We start from the raw sequence: 18,636 nt of genomic DNA, 5'->3' as shown, positions 1-18,636 counted from the left end.
TGGGTCCAATATTGACGATCGATTTCAATTATAGCCAAACGGAAACTATCTCACCAGGGCATCGCCTAACCCTGATCGTGAGGCAACCATGTCCCAATCCCGCTCTCCGGATGCCGCCGCCGATTGGCCCGCTTGGCCCCTGCGCCTGCTGGCGCTGGCTTATTTCACCATGGGCACCGGCACCCTGGCGGTGGTCGGGGCGTTGCCCCCGATCGCCGCCTCGCTGTCTTTGCCACCCAGCGCGGTGGCGCTGATGGTGTCCGCCTTCGCCGCCACCTTCGCCGTCGCCGCCCCGGTGGTGCAGATGGTGGCGGGACACCTGCCGCGCCGCACCCTGTTGCTGGCCGGCCTGGGCATCCTGGGCGCCTGCACCCTGCTGTCGGCCGGGGTGGGCAGCTATTCCGTGCTGCTGATCTTGCGCATCGTCTCGGGCGTGGGGGCCGCCTGCGTCGGGCCGGTGGTGTCGGCCCTGGGCAGCACCCTGGTGCCGCCCCAGCGGCAGGGCCGGGCCCTGGCCATTGTCTTCAGCGGCATGACCATGGCGTCGGTCGTCGGCCTGCCGCTGTCCGCCTGGCTGGGGGAACAGATCGGCTGGCGCCCCATGTTCGTCGGGCTGGGCGTGTGGACCTGGGGCGTGGCGCTGGCCATCGCGCTGGGCGTCAAGGACCGGGGGCGGGGTCATGCCCTGGGCTTGGGGCAGCTGGCGGCCGTCCTGCGGCGCCCGGGGGTGGCGGGGGGCGTCGCCCTGATGGTCTGCCAGATGGCGGGACTGTTCACCACCATCACGCTGATCAACCCGCTGCTGCGCGACCGCTTCGGCGCCGATACGGCGCAGACGTCGCTGGCCCTCATGGTGCTGGGGCTGTCGGGACTGGCCGGCAATTACCTCGCGCGCTGGCTGGCCGACCTGTGGTCCGCCGACCGGCTGGTGGCCGTCAGCCTGGGCGGCCTGACCGTCATGTTCCTGGCCATGGCCGGCGCCCCGGCGCGGCTGTGGGCCGCCTTGGCCCTGCTGGTGCTGTGGGCGCTGGCCAACGATCTGTTCATGCCCTCGCAGCAGCGGCGCATGGTGGAACTGGCGCCGGAGGTGCGTGGCCTGGTGCTGGCCCTGAATTCGTCGGCCCTCTATGTCGGCATGGCCGCCGGCTCCTTCACTGCCGGCGCGGTTGAGCCCCTGGCCGGCGTGGGCACGCTGCCGCTGGTCTCGGCCGGCTTCATGGCCGCGGGCTTGGGGCTGCTGGCCGTCACCCGGCGGCGGGGCGCCGTGGCGAGCGCCACCAAGACTGTCCAAACCCGGGCCGCCTGCCCTGCGGCGCGATGACCCGGCGGTTGCAATTCCGTCGTTTTTTCAGAGATGTGGGATTGATTTATGGCGCCGGCTCCGCACTTTCTAGCGGCAGCCGGCCGCAAGGGACCTGATCGGGGACCCATCCTTGGCCAAAGGCTGACATCCAGGGAGGGAAGGGAACAATGTCTCGCGTCTCCGTCATCGCGCTGGCCCTGGGGCTGGCCGTGTCCAGCCTGGCGCTTACCGCCAGCGCCGCCACCGCGCCGTCACCCGCGATCACCGCCGCCGTCGCCGACAGCAACCGGCCCCAGGCCGACAAGGATCGCGACACCGACCGCAAGCCGGCCGAGATGCTGGCCTTCGCCGGCGTGAAGGCGGGCGACAAGGTGGTGGACTTCATGCCGGGCGCCGGCTACTTCACCCGCCTGTTCGCCAAGGCGGTCGGCCCCAAGGGCCGGGTCTATTCCCTGCTGCCCAATGAAATCGCCACCCGCTCGCAAAAAGCGGTGGACGGGCAGAAGGCGCTGGCGGGGGACAAGGCCTATGGCAACATCGTGCCGCTGGTCGAGCCCGTGAACGCGCTGACCTTCCCTGAGAAGGTGGACGTGGTCTGGACCTCGCAGAATTACCACGACGTCCACGCCTTCATGGGCGCGGAGGCGGCGGCGGCCGTGAACAAGGCCATCTTCAACGCGCTGAAGCCCGGCGGCGTCTATATCGTGCTGGACCATGTGGCCGAGGCCGGTTCCGGCGTGCGCGACACCAATACCCTTCATCGTATCGATCCCGAAACGGTGAAAAAGGAGGTGGAGGCCGCGGGCTTCGTGCTGGAAGGCCAGGACGATGCCCTGCATAACACGTCGGACAACCACACGCTCAAGGTCTTCGACCCCGCGCTGCGCGGCCACACCGACCAGTTCATCTTCAAGTTCCGCAAGCCGAAGTAATAAGAGTCCCTCATGACCGGGGCTGCGCCAGGGCCGTTTTGGCCATTGCGCAGCCCTTTGTTTTTGCGGACCCTTTAGCCATCAAGACCAAGAAGGGGGACGGGGCGTGGCGAAGGGAATCGCGGCATTGGCCGTTGGTCTGGTGATGGTCACCGTAGCTGCGGCTACTGGGCAGATGACGGGCGTGGCGCTGGCCGGTACGGCCGAGACCCCCTACCGGGTGCTGGACGGCTATGCCCGCCACGGCCACCAGGAACGGCTGAACACCCCGGCCGATGAGGTCGACTGGCTGCGCAAGAACCGCTTCATGCATGGCGAGCTGGACGATTTCCCGGCCGACGCCATCGTGCTGCACCGCGTGGATGTGGAAACCTACTTGGACCAGGCGGGCTTCCAGGGCAGCTACACCCATTTGTCCTACGGCTTCACCGACCCAACCGACCTGTGGGTGGTGCGCAAGCCGGGCACGGCGCCCTTCACCGTGGTGCGCGGCTTGCCCGGCGCCGGCGGCATCACCACCCAGGTGGCGGAGTTGCAGGCCCTGGGCGCGCGCCGGGTCATCCATGTCGGCACGGCGGGCCTGCTGTCGCCGGACGTGCCCTATGGCCAGATCATCGTATCGGATGGCTCCTACCGCGATGGCGGTGCCTTCCTGCTGGCGCCCGACGCCAAGCAGCAGGTGGCACGGCCGGACCAGGAGTTCACCGCCCGGGTGCGCGCCGCCGCCGCCCGCTCCGGCCTGCCCAGCGCCCGGGGCATCGGCTACACCATGCCCATCTACTATTTCCAGCCGGGCAGCATCTTGCGCGACCTGCTGGCCATCAAGGGTTCGGACAAGCCCACCTTCGTGGAGATGGAGGAGGGGCCGTTCTTCACCCTGGCCACCCTGATGGGCCTGAAGGCGGCCAGCGTGGTCGTGGGGTCCGACCGTCTGGTCAACGACGGCGGGCGCCTGCACCAGTCGCTGTGGGACGGTGACCTGGACGCCCTGGAACTGGCGGCGTTCAAGGTGGCGGTGGATGCGGTGCAGCGGCCTTGAACGGGAACCGGAACCCTGTGACCGGCCTCACCTCGAAAAGCCGCGCGGGCGTGCTTAGGTAACCCTTGGCAGTTCCGTCGCGGTTCGAAGAAAGGCCGGTCCCCCCGTGTCGCTTCCCATTCCCTTGTCCGTCCTGGACCTTTCCCCCATCGTCGAGGGCGGCACCGCCGCCCAGGCTCTGCGCAACACGCTGGATCTCGCCCGCCATGCCGAGGCCCTGGGCTACCGCCGCTTCTGGGTGGCGGAGCATCACAACATGACGGGCATCGCCAGCGCCGCCACCTCGGTGGTCATCGGCTACATCGCCGGCGGCACCAAGAGCATCCGCGTGGGCGCCGGCGGCATCATGCTGCCCAACCATGCCCCGTTGGTGATCGCGGAACAGTTCGGCACGCTGGAGTCCCTCTATCCCGGCCGCATCGACCTGGGTCTGGGCCGCGCGCCCGGCAGCGACCAGCGCACCGCCTGGGCGCTGCGGCGCGACCGCTCGGACAACGGCGACAACTTCCCCCGCGATGTGCAGGAGCTGCAGGCCTATTTCCGCCCGGCCCAGCCGGGGCAGGCGGTGCGGGCCGTGCCCGGCGCGGGCCTGGACGTGCCCCTGTGGATCCTGGGCTCCAGCACCTTCGGCGCCCGGCTGGCGGCGGAGTTGGGGTTGCCCTACGCCTTCGCCTCGCACTTCGCGCCCGACCAGCTGCTGGAGGCGCTGCACGTCTACCGCCAGTACTACAAGCCTACTGCCGCCAATCCCAAGCCCCACGCCATGGTGGGCGTCAACGTCTTCGCCGCCGAAACGGATAAGGAGGCGGAGGTGCTGTTCACCTCCCTGCAGGATCGGTTCGTGGCTTTGGCCCGCGGCAACCCCGGCCCCTTGCGCCCGCCGCAGCCGGGTGTGGAGTGGAGCCCGGAGGAACGCGCCTGGGCCGACCGGGCGCTGCGCTGCTCCGTCGTGGGTGGGCCGGAGACGGTGCGCCATGGCCTCGGCGCCATCCTGCAACAGACCGGCGCCGATGAGATCATGGTTACCGCCGCCATCCACGACCATGCCGCCCGGCGGCGGTCGTTCGAGATTACGGCCCAGGTCGCCGGGCTCGCGCCGCGTATCAATTGAGGCACCGGGCGGAACGCGCCGGACTGGATTAAAAAAAGGGCCGCATCTCCGGTGTGGGGATGCGGCCCTTCTCGTCACTCAAGGGGCTACTTCCCCATGGACTTGTCGCGGGCGGCCTTGAACTCCGCCTTGTCGTACCATTTCGGCCAATCGGTGCCGAAGGCCAGCGGGCGGCTGAGGTCATAGATCATGTTGACCTCCATGGCGCCGCCGCTGAGGTCCAGGTCCGGCGACCATTTGTCCGACGGCTGGTGGTAGTGGAGGCGGGTGAACTCGTCCTCCTTGGTCTTGCCCCACTCGGCGCCGTTGGCCACGCTGTCGATGCCGCTGTGGGCGTAGATCACCGGGATGCCGATCTTGGCCAGGTTGAAGTGGTCGGAGCGGTAGTAGTAGCCGCGCTCGGGGAAAGGCTCCTGGTTCAGGGCCATCATGTGGGCGTCGGTCCAGGCCTTCAGCCTGTCCTCCAGGTCGGACTTGCGCCCGCCCACCAGCACGATGTCGCGGGTCAGGCCCACGCTGCTCAGCATATCCATGTTGAAGCCCGCGACCGTCTTGTTGGGCGCGAACAGGGGATGCTGGGCATAGTACTCGGACCCCAGCAGGCCCTGCTCCTCCGCCGTGTAGGCGATGAACAGCAGGGTGCGGTCGGGCTTGGGGCCCTTGGTGTAGCGCTTGGCCAGCTCGATCAGGCCGGCGACGCCGGAGGCGTTGTCCATGGCGCCGTGATAGATGGTGTCGCCGTTGATGGCGGGGCCGATACCCAGGTGGTCCCAGTGCGCACCGACCAGGACCATCTCGTCCGGGTGCTTGGTGCCCGGGATGGTGCCGATGACATTGTGGGAGATGACGTCGCGCTCCGTCGGCGTGATGCCGACCGACATCTTCAGGGGCAGGGGCACGGCCTTGAAGCCGCGCCGCGCGGCGCTGTCCTTGAGGGTGTTGAAGTCCAGCCCGGCGGCCTGGAACACGGCCTTGGCCTGGTCCAGCTGCATCCAGCCTTCCACGGCGGAACGGGTCTTCAGCCCGCCGTCGGCCGGCATCAGGCTCAGCTTGGGGATGCTGCCGCCGTTGGCGACCACGCCCCAGGGATAGCCCGCGGCGCGCGTCTCATGCACGATGATGGCGGCGGTGGCGCCGTGGCGGGCGGCCTCCTCGAACTTGTAGACCCAGCGGCCGTACCAGGTCATGGCGCCGCCGCCGAACAGGGCGGGATCGCCGGTGGCATAGCCGGGGTCGTTCACCAGGATGACCACCGTCTTGCCGCGCACATCGACGCCGGCATAGTCGTCCCAGCCGAATTCCGGCGCCGTGATGCCATAGCCCACGAACACCATGTCGTTGTCCTTGACCTCGACATGGGGGGTGCGCTGGCGGGTCCAGACGATCATGTCGCTGAAATACTCCAGCGACAGCGGCGCGGCCTTGGGGCCGGTGATGACCATGGGGCCGTCGGCCTTGCTGACGATCTCCGTCAGCGGGACGTCCTGCAGATAGCTGCCGTCCACGGCGGGCTTCAGGCCGATCTTCTTGAACTGGTCCTGGATGTAGGCGATGGCCTTGTCCTCGCCCGCCGTGCCGGGCTTGCGGCCCTGGAATTCATCGGATGCCAGGATGCGGATGTGCTCGGACAGGGCCTGGGCCGTCACCGGGGCCACGTCCTTGGTGACCTTGCCGGCCGCCAGCGCCGGCGTGGCCACGGCCACTGCGAGAGCCAGCGCCGCCGTGCCTTTCAGCAGGCGGGCGCGTCTGGTGTGGGTTCGCATGGGTTTCTTGCGTTCCTTATCTTTCCCGGGGCGCGTCCATTGGCGCCCCTCAAACCGCCCATACCCCCTGCCTGGGGTTACAGGCGCCGGCAGGGTTACGGCCCAGTTGGGCCGCTCCCCCGACTGAAAAAAGGCCGCCGCACCCCTCTGCCGGGGTATGGCGACCTTTACACTCATTTGCCCTGGGACTTGTCCCGGGCGGCCTTGAACTCGGCCTTGTCGTACCACTTGGGCCAGGCATCGCTGGACGCCAGGTCGCGGCTGATGTCGTACCACATGTTGACCTGGACGGCGCCGCCGCGCAGGTCCATGGCCGGCGACCATTCGTCGGACGGCTGGTGGTAGTGCAGGCGGGTGTACTCCTCCTCCTTCGCCTTGCCCCACTCCGCGCCGTGCTCCACGCTGTCGATGCCCATGCCGGCGTCGATGACGGGGATGCCGACCTTGGCCAGATTGAAGTGGTCGGAGCGGTAGTAATAGCCGCGCTCGGGGAAGGGCTCGGGATTCACGACCATGCCGTGGGCATCGGTCCAGGCCTTCAGCCGTTCCTCCAGGTCGGACTTCTTGCCGCCGACCAGGACCACGTCATGCACGGGACCCAGCACGCCCAGACCGTCCATGTTGAAGCCGGCCACCGTCTTGCCCACTGGGTACAGGGGGTGCTGGGCATAGTATTCCGAGCCCAGCAGGCCTTGTTCCTCGGCGGTGTAGGCGATGAACATCAGGGTGCGGTCCGGCCTGGGACCGTGCATGTAGCGCTTGGCCATCTCGATCAAGCCGGCGATGCCCGTGGCGTTGTCCAGCGCGCCGTTATAGATGGTGTCGCCGTTGACCGCCGGGCCCACGCCCAGGTGGTCCCAGTGCGCGCCCACCAGCACCACCTCGTCCGGACGCTTGGCGCCGGGGACGATGCCGACCACGTTGTGCGAGACGACGTCGCGCACCACCGGGGTGATGCCCACCGACATCCTGGCGTTCATGGGCACGGCCTTGAAGCCGCGCCGGGCGGCGCTGTCCTTTAGCGTGCCGTAGTCCAGGCCGGCGGCCGCGAACAGCTCCTTGGCCACGTCCAGCTGCACCCAGCCTTCCACGGCCGACCGGCTCTGCAGCCCGCCGTCGGCGGGCATCAGGGTCAGCTTGGGCACGCTGTTGCTGTTGGCGACCACGCCCCAGGGGTAACCGGCGGCGCGCGTTTCATGCACGATGATGGCGGCCGCGGCGCCATGGCGGGCCGCCTCCTCATACTTGTAGGGCCAGCGGCCATACCAGGTCATGGCGCCGCCGCCGAACAGGGCGGGGTCGCCGGTGGCGAAGCCCGGGTCGTTCACCAGAATGACGACCGTCTTGCCCTTCACATCCACGCCGGCATAGTCGTCCCAGCCGAACTCCGGCGCCGTAATACCGTAGCCGACGAAGACCAGGTCGCTGTCCTTCACCTCGGCATGGGTGGTGCGCTGCCGGTTCCAGACGATCATCTGGCTGAAGTATTCGTACGACAGGCTCTTGGCCTGGCCGTCCTTGCCCGTGGCGGTGAACACCATGGGGCCATCGGCCTTGCTGGTGATCTCGGTCATGGGCACGTCCTGAAGGTAGCCCTTCGCGCCGCCGGCCGCGGGCTTCAGCCCGATCTTTTTGAACTGGTCCTGGATGTAGGCGATGGTCTTCTCCTCGCCCACGGTTCCCGGCTTGCGGCCCTGGAAGTCGTCGGAGGCGAGGATTTTGACGTGGGCCGACAAGGCCTCGGGCGTTACCGGGGCGGCGTCCTTGGCCTGCCCCACCGCCGCGGCCCCGACATCGAGCGCGAGGGCCGCGGCGAACAGCGCCTTGGTCCCTGTGCGTAGTCTGGCTCCCATAAGTGCGAATCCCCATTGTCTTGGTCGTGTCGCCGGCGGTTACCCCGCGATAGCGCCGCTTGGGGCGAGAGCATACGGGGGTACCGGCCGGGATTCCAAGACCCTGGGCGGGCTTGCTGACGAAAGTTGGATATTGGATATGGCGGCGTGACCGCCCTGTCGCCATGCCGGTACGGAAAAGGCCGGCCATCACTGGCCGGCCCCATCACTTCAATAAGGACTGGTGGGACAGGGTTCAGGGCGGGGACTTAGGCGTCCACGCGGGTGCCCCACAGGTCGTATTCTTCGGCGTGCTCCACGGTCACCTGGACGATGTCGCCCACCGCGACGCTGGTGTCGCCGTTCAGGAAGACGCTGCCGTCGATTTCCGGCGCATCCGCCGCGGAGCGGCCGATGGCGCCTTCCTCATCGACCTCGTCGATGATGACGTCGATGGTGCGGCCCACCTTGGCCTGCATGCGCTCCTCGCTGATGGCCTGCTGGTGGGCCATCAGGCGGTTCCAGCGCTCTTCCTTCACCTCCTCCGGCACGGCGCCCTCAAGGGCGTTGGCGGGGGCGCCGTCCACGGCCTCATACTTGAAGCAGCCCAGCCGGTCGATCTTGGCTTCCGACAGCCAGTCCAGCAGGAACTGGAAATCCTGCTCCGTCTCGCCGGGGAAGCCGACGATGAAGGTGGAGCGGATGGTCAGGTCGGGGCAGACGTCGCGCCAGCCGCGAATCCGGTCCAGCACCTTCTCCTGGTTGGCCGGCCGCTTCATGGCCTTCAGCACGTTGGGGCTGGCGTGCTGGAAGGGAATGTCCAGATAGGGCAGCACCAGGCCTTCCGCCATCAGGGGAATGACCTCGTCCACATGCGGGTAGGGGTAGACGTAGTGCAGGCGCACCCAGGCGCCCAAGGACCCCAGTTCACGGGCCAGGTCGGTCATGTGGGCGCGGACTTTGCGGCCCTTGAACTCGCTCTCGGCATGGCGCAGATCCAGGCCATAGGCGCTGGTGTCCTGGGAGATGACCATCAGCTCGCGCACGCCGGCGTTCACCAGCCGCTCCGCCTCGCGCAGCACATTGCCGGCCGGCCGGCTGGCCAGGTCGCCGCGCAGCGAGGGGATGATGCAGAAGCTGCAGCGGTGGTTGCAGCCCTCGGAAATCTTCAGATAGGCGTAGTGGCGCGGCGTCAGGCGCAGGCCCTCGGGCGGCACCAGGTCGGTGTAGGGGTTGTGCACCGGGGGCAGGTGGTCATGCACCGCCGACACCACCTGCTCGTACTGGTGGGGGCCGGTGACGGCCAGCACGTTGGGGTACATCTCCCGGATGCGGTCCTCTTCCACGCCCATGCAGCCGGTGACGATGACGCGGCCGTTCTCGCGCATGGCCTCGCCGATGGCATCCAGGCTTTCCTGCTTGGCGCTGTCCAGGAAGCCGCAGGTGTTGACCAGAACCACGTCGGCGTCGTCATAGCTGGGCGACACCTCATACCCTTCCGAGCGCAGCTTGGTCAGGATGCGTTCGCTGTCCACCAGCGCCTTGGGGCAGCCCAGGCTGACGATGCCGACCTTCGGTGCGCCATTGGGGGACGGGGTATTGGTGATGAGGGTGGGCTTGCTCATGGCGGCGCTCGGGAATCCAAAAGGGCGCCAGCAGGGGGACCTTGTGCCGCATGCGGTCGGCGGGGTCTCTCTCGAAAGCGCGCTTACACTATACTATAAGGTGAGCGTCCGACCTTGGTGGTGCCGCCGCCCGTCTGGCCCGGGTATATAGCGGCACCGGGGCCGTTTGCCCATCCCCCGCGCTGTCCGGAGCGCGTGCCAGGCGCGCAGGGGAGGGGCCCGCAATTGTGGGGCCGCCCCCTGTCCTGGACGCACGGCTTACCCTGGATTTTTGAGTCCAGAGCGCTTGACGGGCGGGGCCGACCTCCATATAGTCCGCCCACATTTTTCGAGGGGCAGGCTGTAGGCCGCCCTTGCGGGCTAGACGCTGTCTCTCAAAAAGACCCCCTCGAAAATCTGTATAGCCGCACCCGAGTCCTTGTTCGGACGGCGTTTGCAAGGCCCGCGCGGAGCCAGTCAGTGCTTCGTGACGGGACTTTCGTCGTTCTGGGCATGCGTTTGGGTGCCTTGTTGTTGGAACTGTGAACCGAGAGCGGTAGATGCCGACGATCAACCAGTTGATCCGCAAGTCCCGTGAGGGCGTGCCGGAGCGGGACAAGGTCCCGGCGTTGCAGGAATGCCCCCAGAAGCGCGGTGTCTGCACGCGCGTCTACACGACCACCCCGAAGAAGCCGAACTCGGCGCTGCGTAAGGTCGCCCGCGTGCGGCTGACCAACGGCCACGAGGTCATCAGCTACATCCCCGGCGAGGGTCACAACCTGCAGGAACACTCCGTGGTGATGATCCGCGGCGGCCGTGTGAAGGACCTTCCCGGCGTGCGCTATCACATCATCCGCGGTTCGTTGGATACCCAGGGCGTGAAGGACCGTCGCCAGCGCCGGTCCAAGTACGGCGCCAAGCGTCCGAAGTAAGGAGTTAGTCTATGTCCCGTCGTCGTCGCGCCGAAAAGCGTGAAGTCCTGCCGGATGCCAAGTATGGCGATACCGTGCTGACGAAGTTCATGAACTGCCTGATGTACGACGGTAAGAAGTCCGTCGCCGAGCAGATCGTTTACGGCGCTTTGGAGCGTATCGAGGGCAAGGTGAAGGCTGATCCCATTCAGCTGTTCCACGATGCCCTGAACAACGTCCGTCCCTACCTGGAAGTGCGTTCCCGCCGCGTCGGTGGTGCGACCTACCAGGTGCCGGTTGAGGTCCGTCAGGACCGCGCCCAGGCCCTGGCCATCCGTTGGCTGATCGCCGCCGCCCGCGGCCGGTCGGAGAACACGATGACCGAGCGCCTGTCGGGTGAGCTGCTGGACGCGGCCAACCAGCGCGGCGTTGCCGTGAAGAAGCGTGAAGACACCCACCGTATGGCGGAGGCCAACAAGGCCTTCTCGCACTACCGGTGGTAAGGTTGGGACCTGCTTAGGCCTTAAGGAATCATGGCGCGCTCCCATCCTCTCGATCGTTATCGGAACATCGGCATCTGTGCCCACATTGATGCCGGCAAGACGACGACGACCGAGCGGATCCTGTACTACACCGGCAAATCCTATCGCATGGGCGAGGTCCACGAGGGCACCGCCGCGATGGACTGGATGGAGCAGGAGCAGGAGCGCGGCATCACCATCACTTCGGCGGCCACGACCTGCTTTTGGCGTGACCACCGGGTGAACATCATCGACACCCCCGGGCATGTCGACTTCACCATTGAGGTCGAGCGGTCCTTGCGGGTGCTGGATGGTGCGGTGGCGCTGTTCGACGCTGTGGCCGGGGTCGAGCCCCAGTCGGAAACCGTGTGGCGGCAGGCGGACAAGTACCGCGTGCCGCGCATGTGTTTCGTGAACAAGATGGACCGGGTCGGCGCCGACTTCTTCGGCACCGTTCAGATGATCCGGGAGCGGCTGGGCGCCAATGCGGCGGTCCTGCAGCTTCCCATCAAGACGGAAGCCGGCTTCTCCGGCGTCGTCGACCTGGTGAAGAACAAGGCCATCGTCTGGAAAGAAGAGACGCTGGGTGCCGAGTTCTTCGAGACGGAAATTCCGGCCGTCCTGGCCGCGCAGGCGAGCGAATACCGCGCTCGCCTGGTCGAGCAGGCGGTGGAAATGGATGAGGACGCCACGGAGCGCTACCTCGAGGGTGAGGAACCCGACGAGGCGGCGCTCAAGGCGCTGATCCGCAAGGGGACGATCGCGCTGCGCCTGGTTCCGGTGCTGTGCGGCTCGGCCTTCAAGAACAAGGGCGTTCAGCCGATGCTGGACGCCGTTGTCGACTTTCTGCCCTCGCCGCTCGACATCGCCGATGTCGCCGGCGTGACGCTGGACGGAGAGCCGGCCAGCCGGCGGACGGACGACGCGGCGCCCTTCGCCGGCTTGGCGTTCAAGGTGATGAACGATCCTTTCGTCGGCGCGCTCACCTTCGTCCGGATTTATTCGGGGCGGATGGCGGTCGGCGATCGCGTGCTGAACGCGAGCAAGGGTGAGAAGGAGAGCGTCGGCAAGATGTTGCTGATGCACGCCAACACCCGGGAAGAGATCGAGGCGGCCTGCGCGGGCGACATCGTCGCCCTGGCGGGGCTGCGGAACACGACGACGGGTGAAACCCTGTGCGATCCGGAAGCGCCGCTGGTGCTGGAACGCATGGAATTCCCGGAGCCGGTGATCGAGGTGGTGGTCGAGCCTAAGACCCAGGCGGATCACGACCGGATGGCGATGGCGTTGCAGCGACTGGCGTCGGAGGATCCGTCCTTCCGTGTCGGCCGTGACTCCGAGACGGGGCAAACCGTCATCGGCGGCATGGGCGAGCTGCACCTGGAGATCATCGTCGATCGCATGCGCCGGGAATACCGGGTGGAAGCCGACGTCGGCGCGCCGCAGGTGGCGTACCGGGAAACCATCGCCCAGAAGGCGGAGGCGGCCCACACGCTGAAGCGGCAGGTCGGCGCCATGGGGCAGTACGCCCAGGTGACGCTGTCCTTCGAGCCGTCCGAGCCCGGCAGCGGGTTCCGGTTCGAGAACAAGGCGGGCAGCCATCTGCCCAAGGAATTCGCCCACGGGGTCCAGAACGGCGTCGATGCCGCCAAGGACAGTGGGGTGATCGCCGGGTTCCCGGTGATCGATCTGAAGGTAGAGTTGGTCGACGGTGGTTTCCACGACGTCGACAGCTCCGTCGAGGTGTTCGAGCAGGCCGCTCGCGCCGCTTTCAAGGAAGGGATGGCGAAAGCCAAGCCCATTCTCCTGGAGCCGGTGATGGCGGTCGAGGTGGTCACCCCCGACGACTACATGGGTGATGTCATCGGCGACCTGAACAGTCGCCGGGGACAGGTGACAGGAATGGATCAGCGGGGCAATGCGCGCGTCATCATTGCCAGGGTCCCGCTGGCCAACATGTTTGGGTATGTGAACAACCTGCGCTCGATGAGCCAGGGCCGGGCGCAGTACTCGATGCAATTTGACCACTATGAGCCGGTGCCGGCTGCCATCGCGGATGTCGTTCGCGCCAAGATGGCCTGATCTGGCAGAAGTCAAGAGAAGGAAGAGTAACCATGGCGAAGGCGAAATTCGAGCGCACCAAGCCGCACTGCAACATCGGCACCATTGGTCACGTTGACCATGGCAAGACGTCGCTGACGGCTGCGATCACGAAGGTGCTGGCTGAGACCGGTGGCGCGACGTTCACCGCGTACGACCAGATCGACAAGGCGCCGGAAGAGAAGGCGCGCGGCATCACGATCTCGACGGCGCACGTCGAGTACGAGACGGCCAACCGTCACTACGCCCACGTCGACTGCCCCGGCCACGCCGACTATGTGAAGAACATGATCACCGGCGCAGCGCAGATGGACGGCGCGATCCTGGTGGTGTCCGCCGCCGACGGCCCGATGCCGCAGACCCGTGAGCACATCCTGCTGGCCCGCCAGGTCGGCGTGCCCGCGCTGGTGGTGTTCATGAACAAGGTCGACATGGTCGACGACCCCGAGCTCTTGGAGCTGGTGGAGCTGGAAGTGCGCGAGCTGCTGAGCAGCTACGACTTCCCTGGCGACGACATTCCGATCGTGAAGGGCTCCGCCCTGTGCGCCCTGGAAGACCGCAGCCCCGAGATCGGCAAGGAAGCCATCCTGGAGCTGATGAAGCAGGTCGACGCCTACATCCCGCAGCCGGAGCGTCCGGTTGACAAGCCCTTCCTGATGCCGATCGAAGACGTGTTCTCGATCTCGGGCCGCGGCACCGTGGTGACCGGCCGTGTCGAGCGCGGCATCGTGAAGGTGGGCGAGGAAATCGAGATCGTCGGCCTGAAGGCGACGGTGAAGACGACCGTGACCGGCGTGGAAATGTTCCGCAAGCTGCTGGACCAGGGCCAGGCTGGCGACAACATCGGCGCGCTGCTGCGCGGCACGAAGCGTGAAGACGTCGAGCGCGGCCAGGTTCTGGCCAAGCCCGGCTCGATCACCCCGCACACCAAGTTCGTGGCCGAAGCCTACATCCTGACGAAGGAAGAAGGCGGCCGTCACACCCCGTTCTTCACCAACTACCGTCCCCAGTTCTACTTCCGCACCACGGACGTGACGGGCATGGTCTCGCTGCCGGAAGGCACCGAGATGGTGATGCCGGGCGACAACGTGCAGGTCACCGTGGAGCTGATCGCCCCGATCGCCATGGACGAAGGCCTGCGCTTCGCCATCCGCGAGGGCGGCCGCACCGTCGGCGCCGGCGTGGTCGCGAAGATCATCGCCTGATAAGTACCAACTGATTTGATTGACGGTGTGCGGTGCCGATGCTATTCGGCACCGCTTCCAACCAAGGTTTAGGACGATGGAAAGCCAGAATATCCGGATCCGCCTGAAGGCGTTCGATCATCGCGTGCTCGACCAGTCGACCAGCGAGATCGTGAATACGGCCAAGCGGACCGGTGCCCGGGTGCGCGGTCCGATCCCCCTTCCGACCCAGGTCGAGAAGTTCACGGTGAACCGCAGCCCGCACATCGACAAGAAGTCGCGTGAGCAGTTCGAGATCCGTACCCACAAGCGCCTGCTGGACATCGTCGATCCGACCCCGCAGACCGTGGACGCGCTGATGAAGCTCGACCTGGCCGCCGGCGTCGACGTCGAGATTAAGCTGTAAGTTTGAGTTGAGGGACCTCTCCCCCTGAGGATGTCCCCTGTTAGGAGAAGAGACTAAAATGCGATCCGGTTTGATCGCGCAGAAGCTCGGCATGACCCGCATCTTCACGGATGAGGGTGAGCACGTGCCGGTGACTGTGCTGAAAGTCGACAATTGCCAGGTCGTCTCCCACAAGACCGAAGACCGGGACGGGTACACCGCCCTGGAAATCGGCGTGGGCAAGGCCAAGGTGAAGAACGTCACGAAGGCTGAGCGCGGCCACTTCGCCAAGGCGAAGGTTGAGCCGAAGAAGAAGACCGTGGAGTTCCGGGTGACCCCGGACGCCCTGGTCGAGGTCGGTGCGGAGATCACCGTCGACCACTTCGTCGCTGGCCAGTTCGTGGACGTCACCGGGACGACCATCGGTAAGGGCTTCGCCGGTGGCATGAAGCGCTGGAACTTCGGCGGCCTTCGCGCCACGCACGGTGTGTCCGTGTCGCACCGTTCGCACGGTTCGACCGGTCAGCGCCAGGATCCGGGCCGCACCTTCAAGAACAAGAAGATGGCGGGTCACCTGGGCGTTGAGCAGGTCACCACCCAGAACCTGAAGGTCGTCTCGGTCGATGTCGAGCGCGGCCTGATCCTCGTCCGCGGCGCCGTCCCCGGCTCCGAAGGCGGTTACATCCTGGTCAAGGACGCCGTGAAGAAGAAGCTGCCGGAGGGCGTTCCCTTCCCGGCCGCCTTCCGTGCGCCGACGCAGGACGCTCCTGCCGCGCAGGAGGGCTGAGCATCATGAAGACGACCGTTAAGAACCTGAAGAACGAGCAAGTCGGCGAAATCGAGCTGGACGACGCCGTGTTCGGCCTGCCGGCCCGCGCCGATCTGCTGGCCCGCATGGTGAACTGGCAGCTGGCCAAGCGCCGTCAGGGCTCGCACAAGACCAAGGGGATCTCCGAGATCTCCGGCACGACCAAGAAGCCGTGGAAGCAGAAGGGCACCGGCCGTGCCCGTCAGGGCTCCCTGCGCTCGCCGCAGTTCCGCGGCGGTGCGGTGATCTTCGGTCCGGTGGTGCGCAGCCATGAGCACGACCTGACGAAGAAGGTCCGCAAGCTGGCCCTGAAGACCGCCCTGTCGGTCAAGGCTGCCGAGGGCAAGCTGATCATCCTCGACGACGCCCGCGCCGAGACCCACAAGACCAAGGCGCTGGTCGAGCAGTTCGGCGCCCTGGGCCTGAACTCGGTTCTGATCATCGACGGCGCCAACCTGGATGAGAACTTCGTCCGGGCCGCTGGCAACATTCCCCACGTGGATGTGCTGCCGGAGCAGGGCGCCAACGTGTACGACATCCTGCGGCGCGACACCCTGGTGTTGACCCGCAACGCGGTCGAGCAGTTGGAGGCTCGCCTGAAATGAGCAAGAACGCGAAGCCGTTTGTGAGCGCCGAGCGCATGTACGACCTGATCGTCGCGCCCGTCATCACCGAAAAGTCCACCCTGGGCTCCGAGCATAACCAGGTCACCTTCCGGGTGCCCCTGGATGCCACGAAGCCCGAGATCAAGCAGGCCGTCGAAGGCCTGTTCAAGGTCAAGGTGACGGCCGTGAACACCATCGTCTCGAAGGGCAAGACCAAGCGCTTCCGGGGCATCGTGGCTCGCCGGTCCGACTTCAAGAAGGCCATCGTGACCCTCGCCGAAGGGCACACGATCGACGTCACCACCGGCGTGTGAGGGCATTAACGATGGCACTTAAGACTTACCGTCCCATTACCCCGAGCCTGCGTCAGCTGGTGCTGGTCGACCGCTCGGAGCTGTACAAGGGCAAGCCGGTTAAGCGTCTGACGGAGGGCCTGAGCGGCACCGGCGGTCGTAACAACACCGGTCGCATCACCGCGCGTCGCATGGGCGGCGGCCACAAGCGCCGTTACCGTCTGGTCGACTTCAAGCGCAACAAGTTCGACGTCCCCGCGACGGTCGAGCGTCTGGAGTACGATCCCAACCGGACGGCCTTCATCGCTCTGATCCGTTATCAGGACGGCGACCTGGCCTACATCCTGGCTCCGCAGCGCCTGAAGGCCGGCGACGTCGTCGTCGCCGGTGAGAAGGTCGACGTGAAGCCCGGCAACGCCATGCCGCTGAAGAACATCCCGGTCGGCACCATCGTCCACAATGTGGAGCTGCGTGCGGGCAAGGGCGGGCAGATCGCCCGTTCCGCCGGTACGTTCCTGCAGCTGGTGGGCCGCGACCAGGGTTACGCCCAGCTGAAGCTGCCCTCGGGCGAGCTGCGCATGGTCCGGGGCGAGTGCATGGCCACCATCGGTGCCGTGTCCAACCCCGACCAGTCCAACACCGTGATCGGCAAGGCCGGTCGCAACCGTTGGCTGGGCCGTCGTCCGTCCGTCCGTGGCGTCGCCATGAACCCGATCGACCACCCGCACGGTGGTGGTGAAGGCCGTACCTCCGGTGGCCGTCATCCGGTCACGCCGTGGGGCAAGCCGACCAAGGGCAAGAAGACGCGTAGCAACAAGAAGACGGACGGCCTGATTATCCGTCGTCGTCGCTCTAAGTAAGGAGTAGGACCCGTGACCCGTTCCGTCTGGAAGGGGCCGTTCATTGACGGCTACCTTTTGAAGAAGGCAGAGAAGGCGCGCGCGTCCGGCCGCAACGAGATCATCAAGATCTGGTCGCGCCGTTCCACGATCCTGCCCCAGTTCGTCGGTCTGACCTTTGGCGTTTACAACGGCCATAAGTTCCTGCCGGTGCTCGTGACCGAGAACATGATCGGACACAAGTTCGGTGAGTTCTCCCCGACGCGGACTTTCTACGGCCACGCGGCCGACAAGAAGGCGAAGAGGAAGTAAAATGAGCAAGCCTCAATCTGAACGGCCTTTCGCCGACAACGAGGCTGCGGCGCACGGTCGGATGATCAAATCCAGTGCCCGCAAGCTGAACCTCGTCGCCCAGATGATCCGCGGCAAGGAAGCCGGCACCGCGCTGGCCATGCTGACCTTCTCCAAGCGCCGCATCGCCGGCGAGGTGAAGAAGGTCCTGCAGTCGGCCATCGCCAACGCCGAGAACAACCACCAGCTGGACGTTGACCGTCTGGTGGTCGCTTACGCCACTGTGGGCCGTGCCCTGGTGATGAAGCGCTTCCATGCCCGGGCCCGCGGTCGCGGCGCCCGTGTCGAGAAGTCTTACAGCAACTTGACCGTGGTGGTGCGCGAGCGCGCCGAGGAAGCCACGGGGGAGACCGCGTAACATGGGTCAGAAAGTCAACCCCATCGGGCTCCGCGTCGGTATCAACCGGACCTGGGACAGCCGCTGGTTCGCCAGCCGCGACTACGCCACGCTGCTGCACCAGGACCTGCGCCTGCGCAAGCACCTGCAGGGCAAGCTGGCCGCGGCCGGCGCCTCGCGCATCATCATCGAGCGGCCGGCCAAGAAGGCCCGCGTCACCATCCACACGGCCCGTCCGGGTGTGGTGATCGGCAAGAAGGGCGCCGACATCGAGAAGCTGCGCACCGATCTGGGCCGCATGACCGGTTCCGAGGTCAGCCTGAACATCGTCGAGATCCGCAAGCCGGAACTCGACGCCCGGCTGATCGCCGAGAACATCGCCAGCCAGCTGGAGCGCCGTGTCGCCTTCCGTCGCGCCATGAAGCGCGCCGTGCAGTCGGCCATGCGTCTCGGCGCCCAGGGCATCCGCATCAACTGCGGCGGCCGTCTGGGTGGTGCTGAGATCGCTCGTATGGAGTGGTACCGCGAAGGTCGCGTGCCGCTGCACACGCTGCGCGCCGAGATCGATTACGGCACGGCCACGGCTAAGACCACCTACGGCACCTGCGGTGTCAAGGTGTGGGTGTTTAAGGGCGAAATTCTGGCGCACGATCCGTTCGCCCAGGACAAGCGCGCCGATCAGCAGCCCGTCGCGGCGCGCTGAGGGTGAACGGATACT

Annotated in this window: 19 protein-coding genes; 16 read left to right on the top strand and 3 right to left on the bottom strand. The window is 66.4% G+C overall.

The window, feature by feature from the left end:
• Positions 1–88 precede the first annotated feature (88 nt).
• From Y958_RS09290 to Y958_RS09275, 4 genes are all read left to right on the top strand, one after another.
• Entirely contained in the window at positions 89–1,321 is a 1,233-nt protein-coding gene (locus tag Y958_RS09290) for an MFS transporter (RefSeq protein WP_088871766.1), read from the top strand.
• Between the two features lie 149 nt (positions 1,322–1,470).
• Entirely contained in the window at positions 1,471–2,235 is a 765-nt protein-coding gene (locus Y958_RS09285) for a class I SAM-dependent methyltransferase (RefSeq protein WP_088871765.1), read from the top strand.
• A gap of 106 nt (positions 2,236–2,341) precedes the next feature.
• On the top strand, positions 2,342–3,274 hold the full coding sequence (locus tag Y958_RS09280; protein ID WP_145727893.1) for a phosphorylase family protein: 933 nt from the start codon (positions 2,342–2,344) through the stop codon (positions 3,272–3,274).
• Positions 3,275–3,380: 106 nt separating this feature from the next.
• A complete protein-coding gene (locus tag Y958_RS09275) occupies positions 3,381–4,385 on the top strand; it encodes an LLM class flavin-dependent oxidoreductase (RefSeq protein WP_088871763.1) in 1,005 nt (334 codons plus the stop codon).
• Positions 4,386–4,471: 86 nt separating this feature from the next.
• Here Y958_RS09275 and Y958_RS09270 read toward each other — a convergent pair whose 3' ends face one another.
• The 3 genes from Y958_RS09270 to rimO all read right to left on the bottom strand — a co-directional run bounded on the left by Y958_RS09270 (position 4,472) and on the right by rimO (position 9,605).
• The gene (locus tag Y958_RS09270; protein ID WP_081486876.1) at positions 4,472–6,148 is read right to left on the bottom strand and encodes a M28 family metallopeptidase; all 1,677 of its coding nucleotides are present in this window, start codon (positions 6,146–6,148) and stop codon (positions 4,472–4,474) included.
• A 173-nt stretch (positions 6,149–6,321) separates the two neighbouring features.
• Complete coding sequence (locus tag Y958_RS09265) at positions 6,322–8,001, bottom strand: M28 family peptidase (RefSeq protein WP_088871762.1); 1,680 nt, start codon at positions 7,999–8,001, stop codon at positions 6,322–6,324.
• Positions 8,002–8,249: 248 nt separating this feature from the next.
• Positions 8,250–9,605, bottom strand: coding sequence for a 30S ribosomal protein S12 methylthiotransferase RimO (gene rimO / locus Y958_RS09260; protein ID WP_088871761.1), 1,356 nt, complete (start codon positions 9,603–9,605; stop codon positions 8,250–8,252).
• 539 nt (positions 9,606–10,144) lie between these two features.
• Between rimO and rpsL the strand changes: the two genes are divergently transcribed.
• The 12 genes from rpsL to rpsC all read left to right on the top strand — a co-directional run bounded on the left by rpsL (position 10,145) and on the right by rpsC (position 18,621).
• Entirely contained in the window at positions 10,145–10,516 is a 372-nt protein-coding gene (gene rpsL / locus Y958_RS09255; protein WP_004274236.1) for a 30S ribosomal protein S12, read from the top strand.
• A gap of 11 nt (positions 10,517–10,527) precedes the next feature.
• Entirely contained in the window at positions 10,528–10,998 is a 471-nt protein-coding gene (gene rpsG / locus Y958_RS09250) for a 30S ribosomal protein S7 (RefSeq protein WP_088871760.1), read from the top strand.
• A 30-nt stretch (positions 10,999–11,028) separates the two neighbouring features.
• A complete protein-coding gene (fusA, locus tag Y958_RS09245) occupies positions 11,029–13,098 on the top strand; it encodes an elongation factor G (protein ID WP_088871759.1) in 2,070 nt (689 codons plus the stop codon).
• A 32-nt stretch (positions 13,099–13,130) separates the two neighbouring features.
• Positions 13,131–14,321, top strand: coding sequence for an elongation factor Tu (gene tuf, locus Y958_RS09240; RefSeq protein ID WP_088871000.1), 1,191 nt, complete (start codon positions 13,131–13,133; stop codon positions 14,319–14,321).
• A 76-nt stretch (positions 14,322–14,397) separates the two neighbouring features.
• The gene (gene rpsJ, locus Y958_RS09235) at positions 14,398–14,706 is read left to right on the top strand and encodes a 30S ribosomal protein S10 (RefSeq protein WP_040848411.1); all 309 of its coding nucleotides are present in this window, start codon (positions 14,398–14,400) and stop codon (positions 14,704–14,706) included.
• Positions 14,707–14,764: 58 nt separating this feature from the next.
• Positions 14,765–15,472, top strand: a complete 708-nt coding sequence (rplC, locus tag Y958_RS09230) for a 50S ribosomal protein L3 (protein WP_040848410.1) — start codon at positions 14,765–14,767, stop codon at positions 15,470–15,472.
• A gap of 5 nt (positions 15,473–15,477) precedes the next feature.
• Positions 15,478–16,098 carry a 50S ribosomal protein L4 gene (gene rplD, locus Y958_RS09225; RefSeq protein WP_088871758.1) on the top strand — a complete coding sequence of 207 codons (621 nt, stop codon included), beginning with the start codon at positions 15,478–15,480 and terminating at the stop codon, positions 16,096–16,098.
• Positions 16,095–16,412, top strand: a complete 318-nt coding sequence (locus tag Y958_RS09220; RefSeq protein WP_088871757.1) for a 50S ribosomal protein L23 — start codon at positions 16,095–16,097, stop codon at positions 16,410–16,412. Before rplD ends, Y958_RS09220 begins: the two co-directional genes overlap by 4 nt.
• 11 nt (positions 16,413–16,423) lie before the next feature.
• On the top strand, positions 16,424–17,251 hold the full coding sequence (rplB, locus tag Y958_RS09215; RefSeq protein ID WP_040848407.1) for a 50S ribosomal protein L2: 828 nt from the start codon (positions 16,424–16,426) through the stop codon (positions 17,249–17,251).
• Positions 17,252–17,263: 12 nt separating this feature from the next.
• Positions 17,264–17,542, top strand: a complete 279-nt coding sequence (rpsS, locus tag Y958_RS09210) for a 30S ribosomal protein S19 (RefSeq protein ID WP_004273665.1) — start codon at positions 17,264–17,266, stop codon at positions 17,540–17,542.
• 1 nt (position 17,543) lies between these two features.
• Positions 17,544–17,939, top strand: a complete 396-nt coding sequence (gene rplV, locus Y958_RS09205; RefSeq protein WP_004273664.1) for a 50S ribosomal protein L22 — start codon at positions 17,544–17,546, stop codon at positions 17,937–17,939.
• Between the two features lies 1 nt (position 17,940).
• Positions 17,941–18,621 (top strand): 30S ribosomal protein S3, encoded by a 681-nt coding sequence (gene rpsC / locus Y958_RS09200; protein WP_040848406.1) that lies wholly within the window; start codon positions 17,941–17,943, stop codon positions 18,619–18,621.
• Positions 18,622–18,636: the final 15 nt, after the last annotated feature.

Source organism: Nitrospirillum viridazoti CBAmc, assembly GCF_000730165.1.
Taxonomy (GTDB): Bacteria; Pseudomonadota; Alphaproteobacteria; order Azospirillales; family Azospirillaceae; genus Nitrospirillum; species Nitrospirillum viridazoti.
This window is presented reverse-complemented; position numbering and strand designations above follow the sequence as displayed.

Excerpts from the sequence above, each read along its gene's own strand:
- Y958_RS09290 (WP_088871766.1), top strand. The coding sequence starts at position 89 with ATGTCCCAATCCCGCTCTCCGGATGCCGCCGCCGATTGGCCCGCTTGG.
- Y958_RS09285 (WP_088871765.1), top strand. The coding sequence starts at position 1,471 with ATGTCTCGCGTCTCCGTCATCGCGCTGGCCCTGGGGCTGGCCGTGTCC.
- Y958_RS09270 (WP_081486876.1), bottom strand. The coding sequence starts at position 6,148 with ATGCGAACCCACACCAGACGCGCCCGCCTGCTGAAAGGCACGGCGGCG.
- Y958_RS09265 (WP_088871762.1), bottom strand. The coding sequence starts at position 8,001 with ATGGGAGCCAGACTACGCACAGGGACCAAGGCGCTGTTCGCCGCGGCC.
- rimO (WP_088871761.1), bottom strand. The coding sequence starts at position 9,605 with ATGAGCAAGCCCACCCTCATCACCAATACCCCGTCCCCCAATGGCGCA.
- rpsL (WP_004274236.1), top strand. The coding sequence starts at position 10,145 with ATGCCGACGATCAACCAGTTGATCCGCAAGTCCCGTGAGGGCGTGCCG.
- rpsG (WP_088871760.1), top strand. The coding sequence starts at position 10,528 with ATGTCCCGTCGTCGTCGCGCCGAAAAGCGTGAAGTCCTGCCGGATGCC.
- fusA (WP_088871759.1), top strand. The coding sequence starts at position 11,029 with ATGGCGCGCTCCCATCCTCTCGATCGTTATCGGAACATCGGCATCTGT.
- tuf (WP_088871000.1), top strand. The coding sequence starts at position 13,131 with ATGGCGAAGGCGAAATTCGAGCGCACCAAGCCGCACTGCAACATCGGC.
- rpsJ (WP_040848411.1), top strand. The coding sequence starts at position 14,398 with ATGGAAAGCCAGAATATCCGGATCCGCCTGAAGGCGTTCGATCATCGC.
- rplC (WP_040848410.1), top strand. The coding sequence starts at position 14,765 with ATGCGATCCGGTTTGATCGCGCAGAAGCTCGGCATGACCCGCATCTTC.
- rplD (WP_088871758.1), top strand. The coding sequence starts at position 15,478 with ATGAAGACGACCGTTAAGAACCTGAAGAACGAGCAAGTCGGCGAAATC.
- Y958_RS09220 (WP_088871757.1), top strand. The coding sequence starts at position 16,095 with ATGAGCAAGAACGCGAAGCCGTTTGTGAGCGCCGAGCGCATGTACGAC.
- rplB (WP_040848407.1), top strand. The coding sequence starts at position 16,424 with ATGGCACTTAAGACTTACCGTCCCATTACCCCGAGCCTGCGTCAGCTG.
- rplV (WP_004273664.1), top strand. The coding sequence starts at position 17,544 with ATGAGCAAGCCTCAATCTGAACGGCCTTTCGCCGACAACGAGGCTGCG.
- rpsC (WP_040848406.1), top strand. The coding sequence starts at position 17,941 with ATGGGTCAGAAAGTCAACCCCATCGGGCTCCGCGTCGGTATCAACCGG.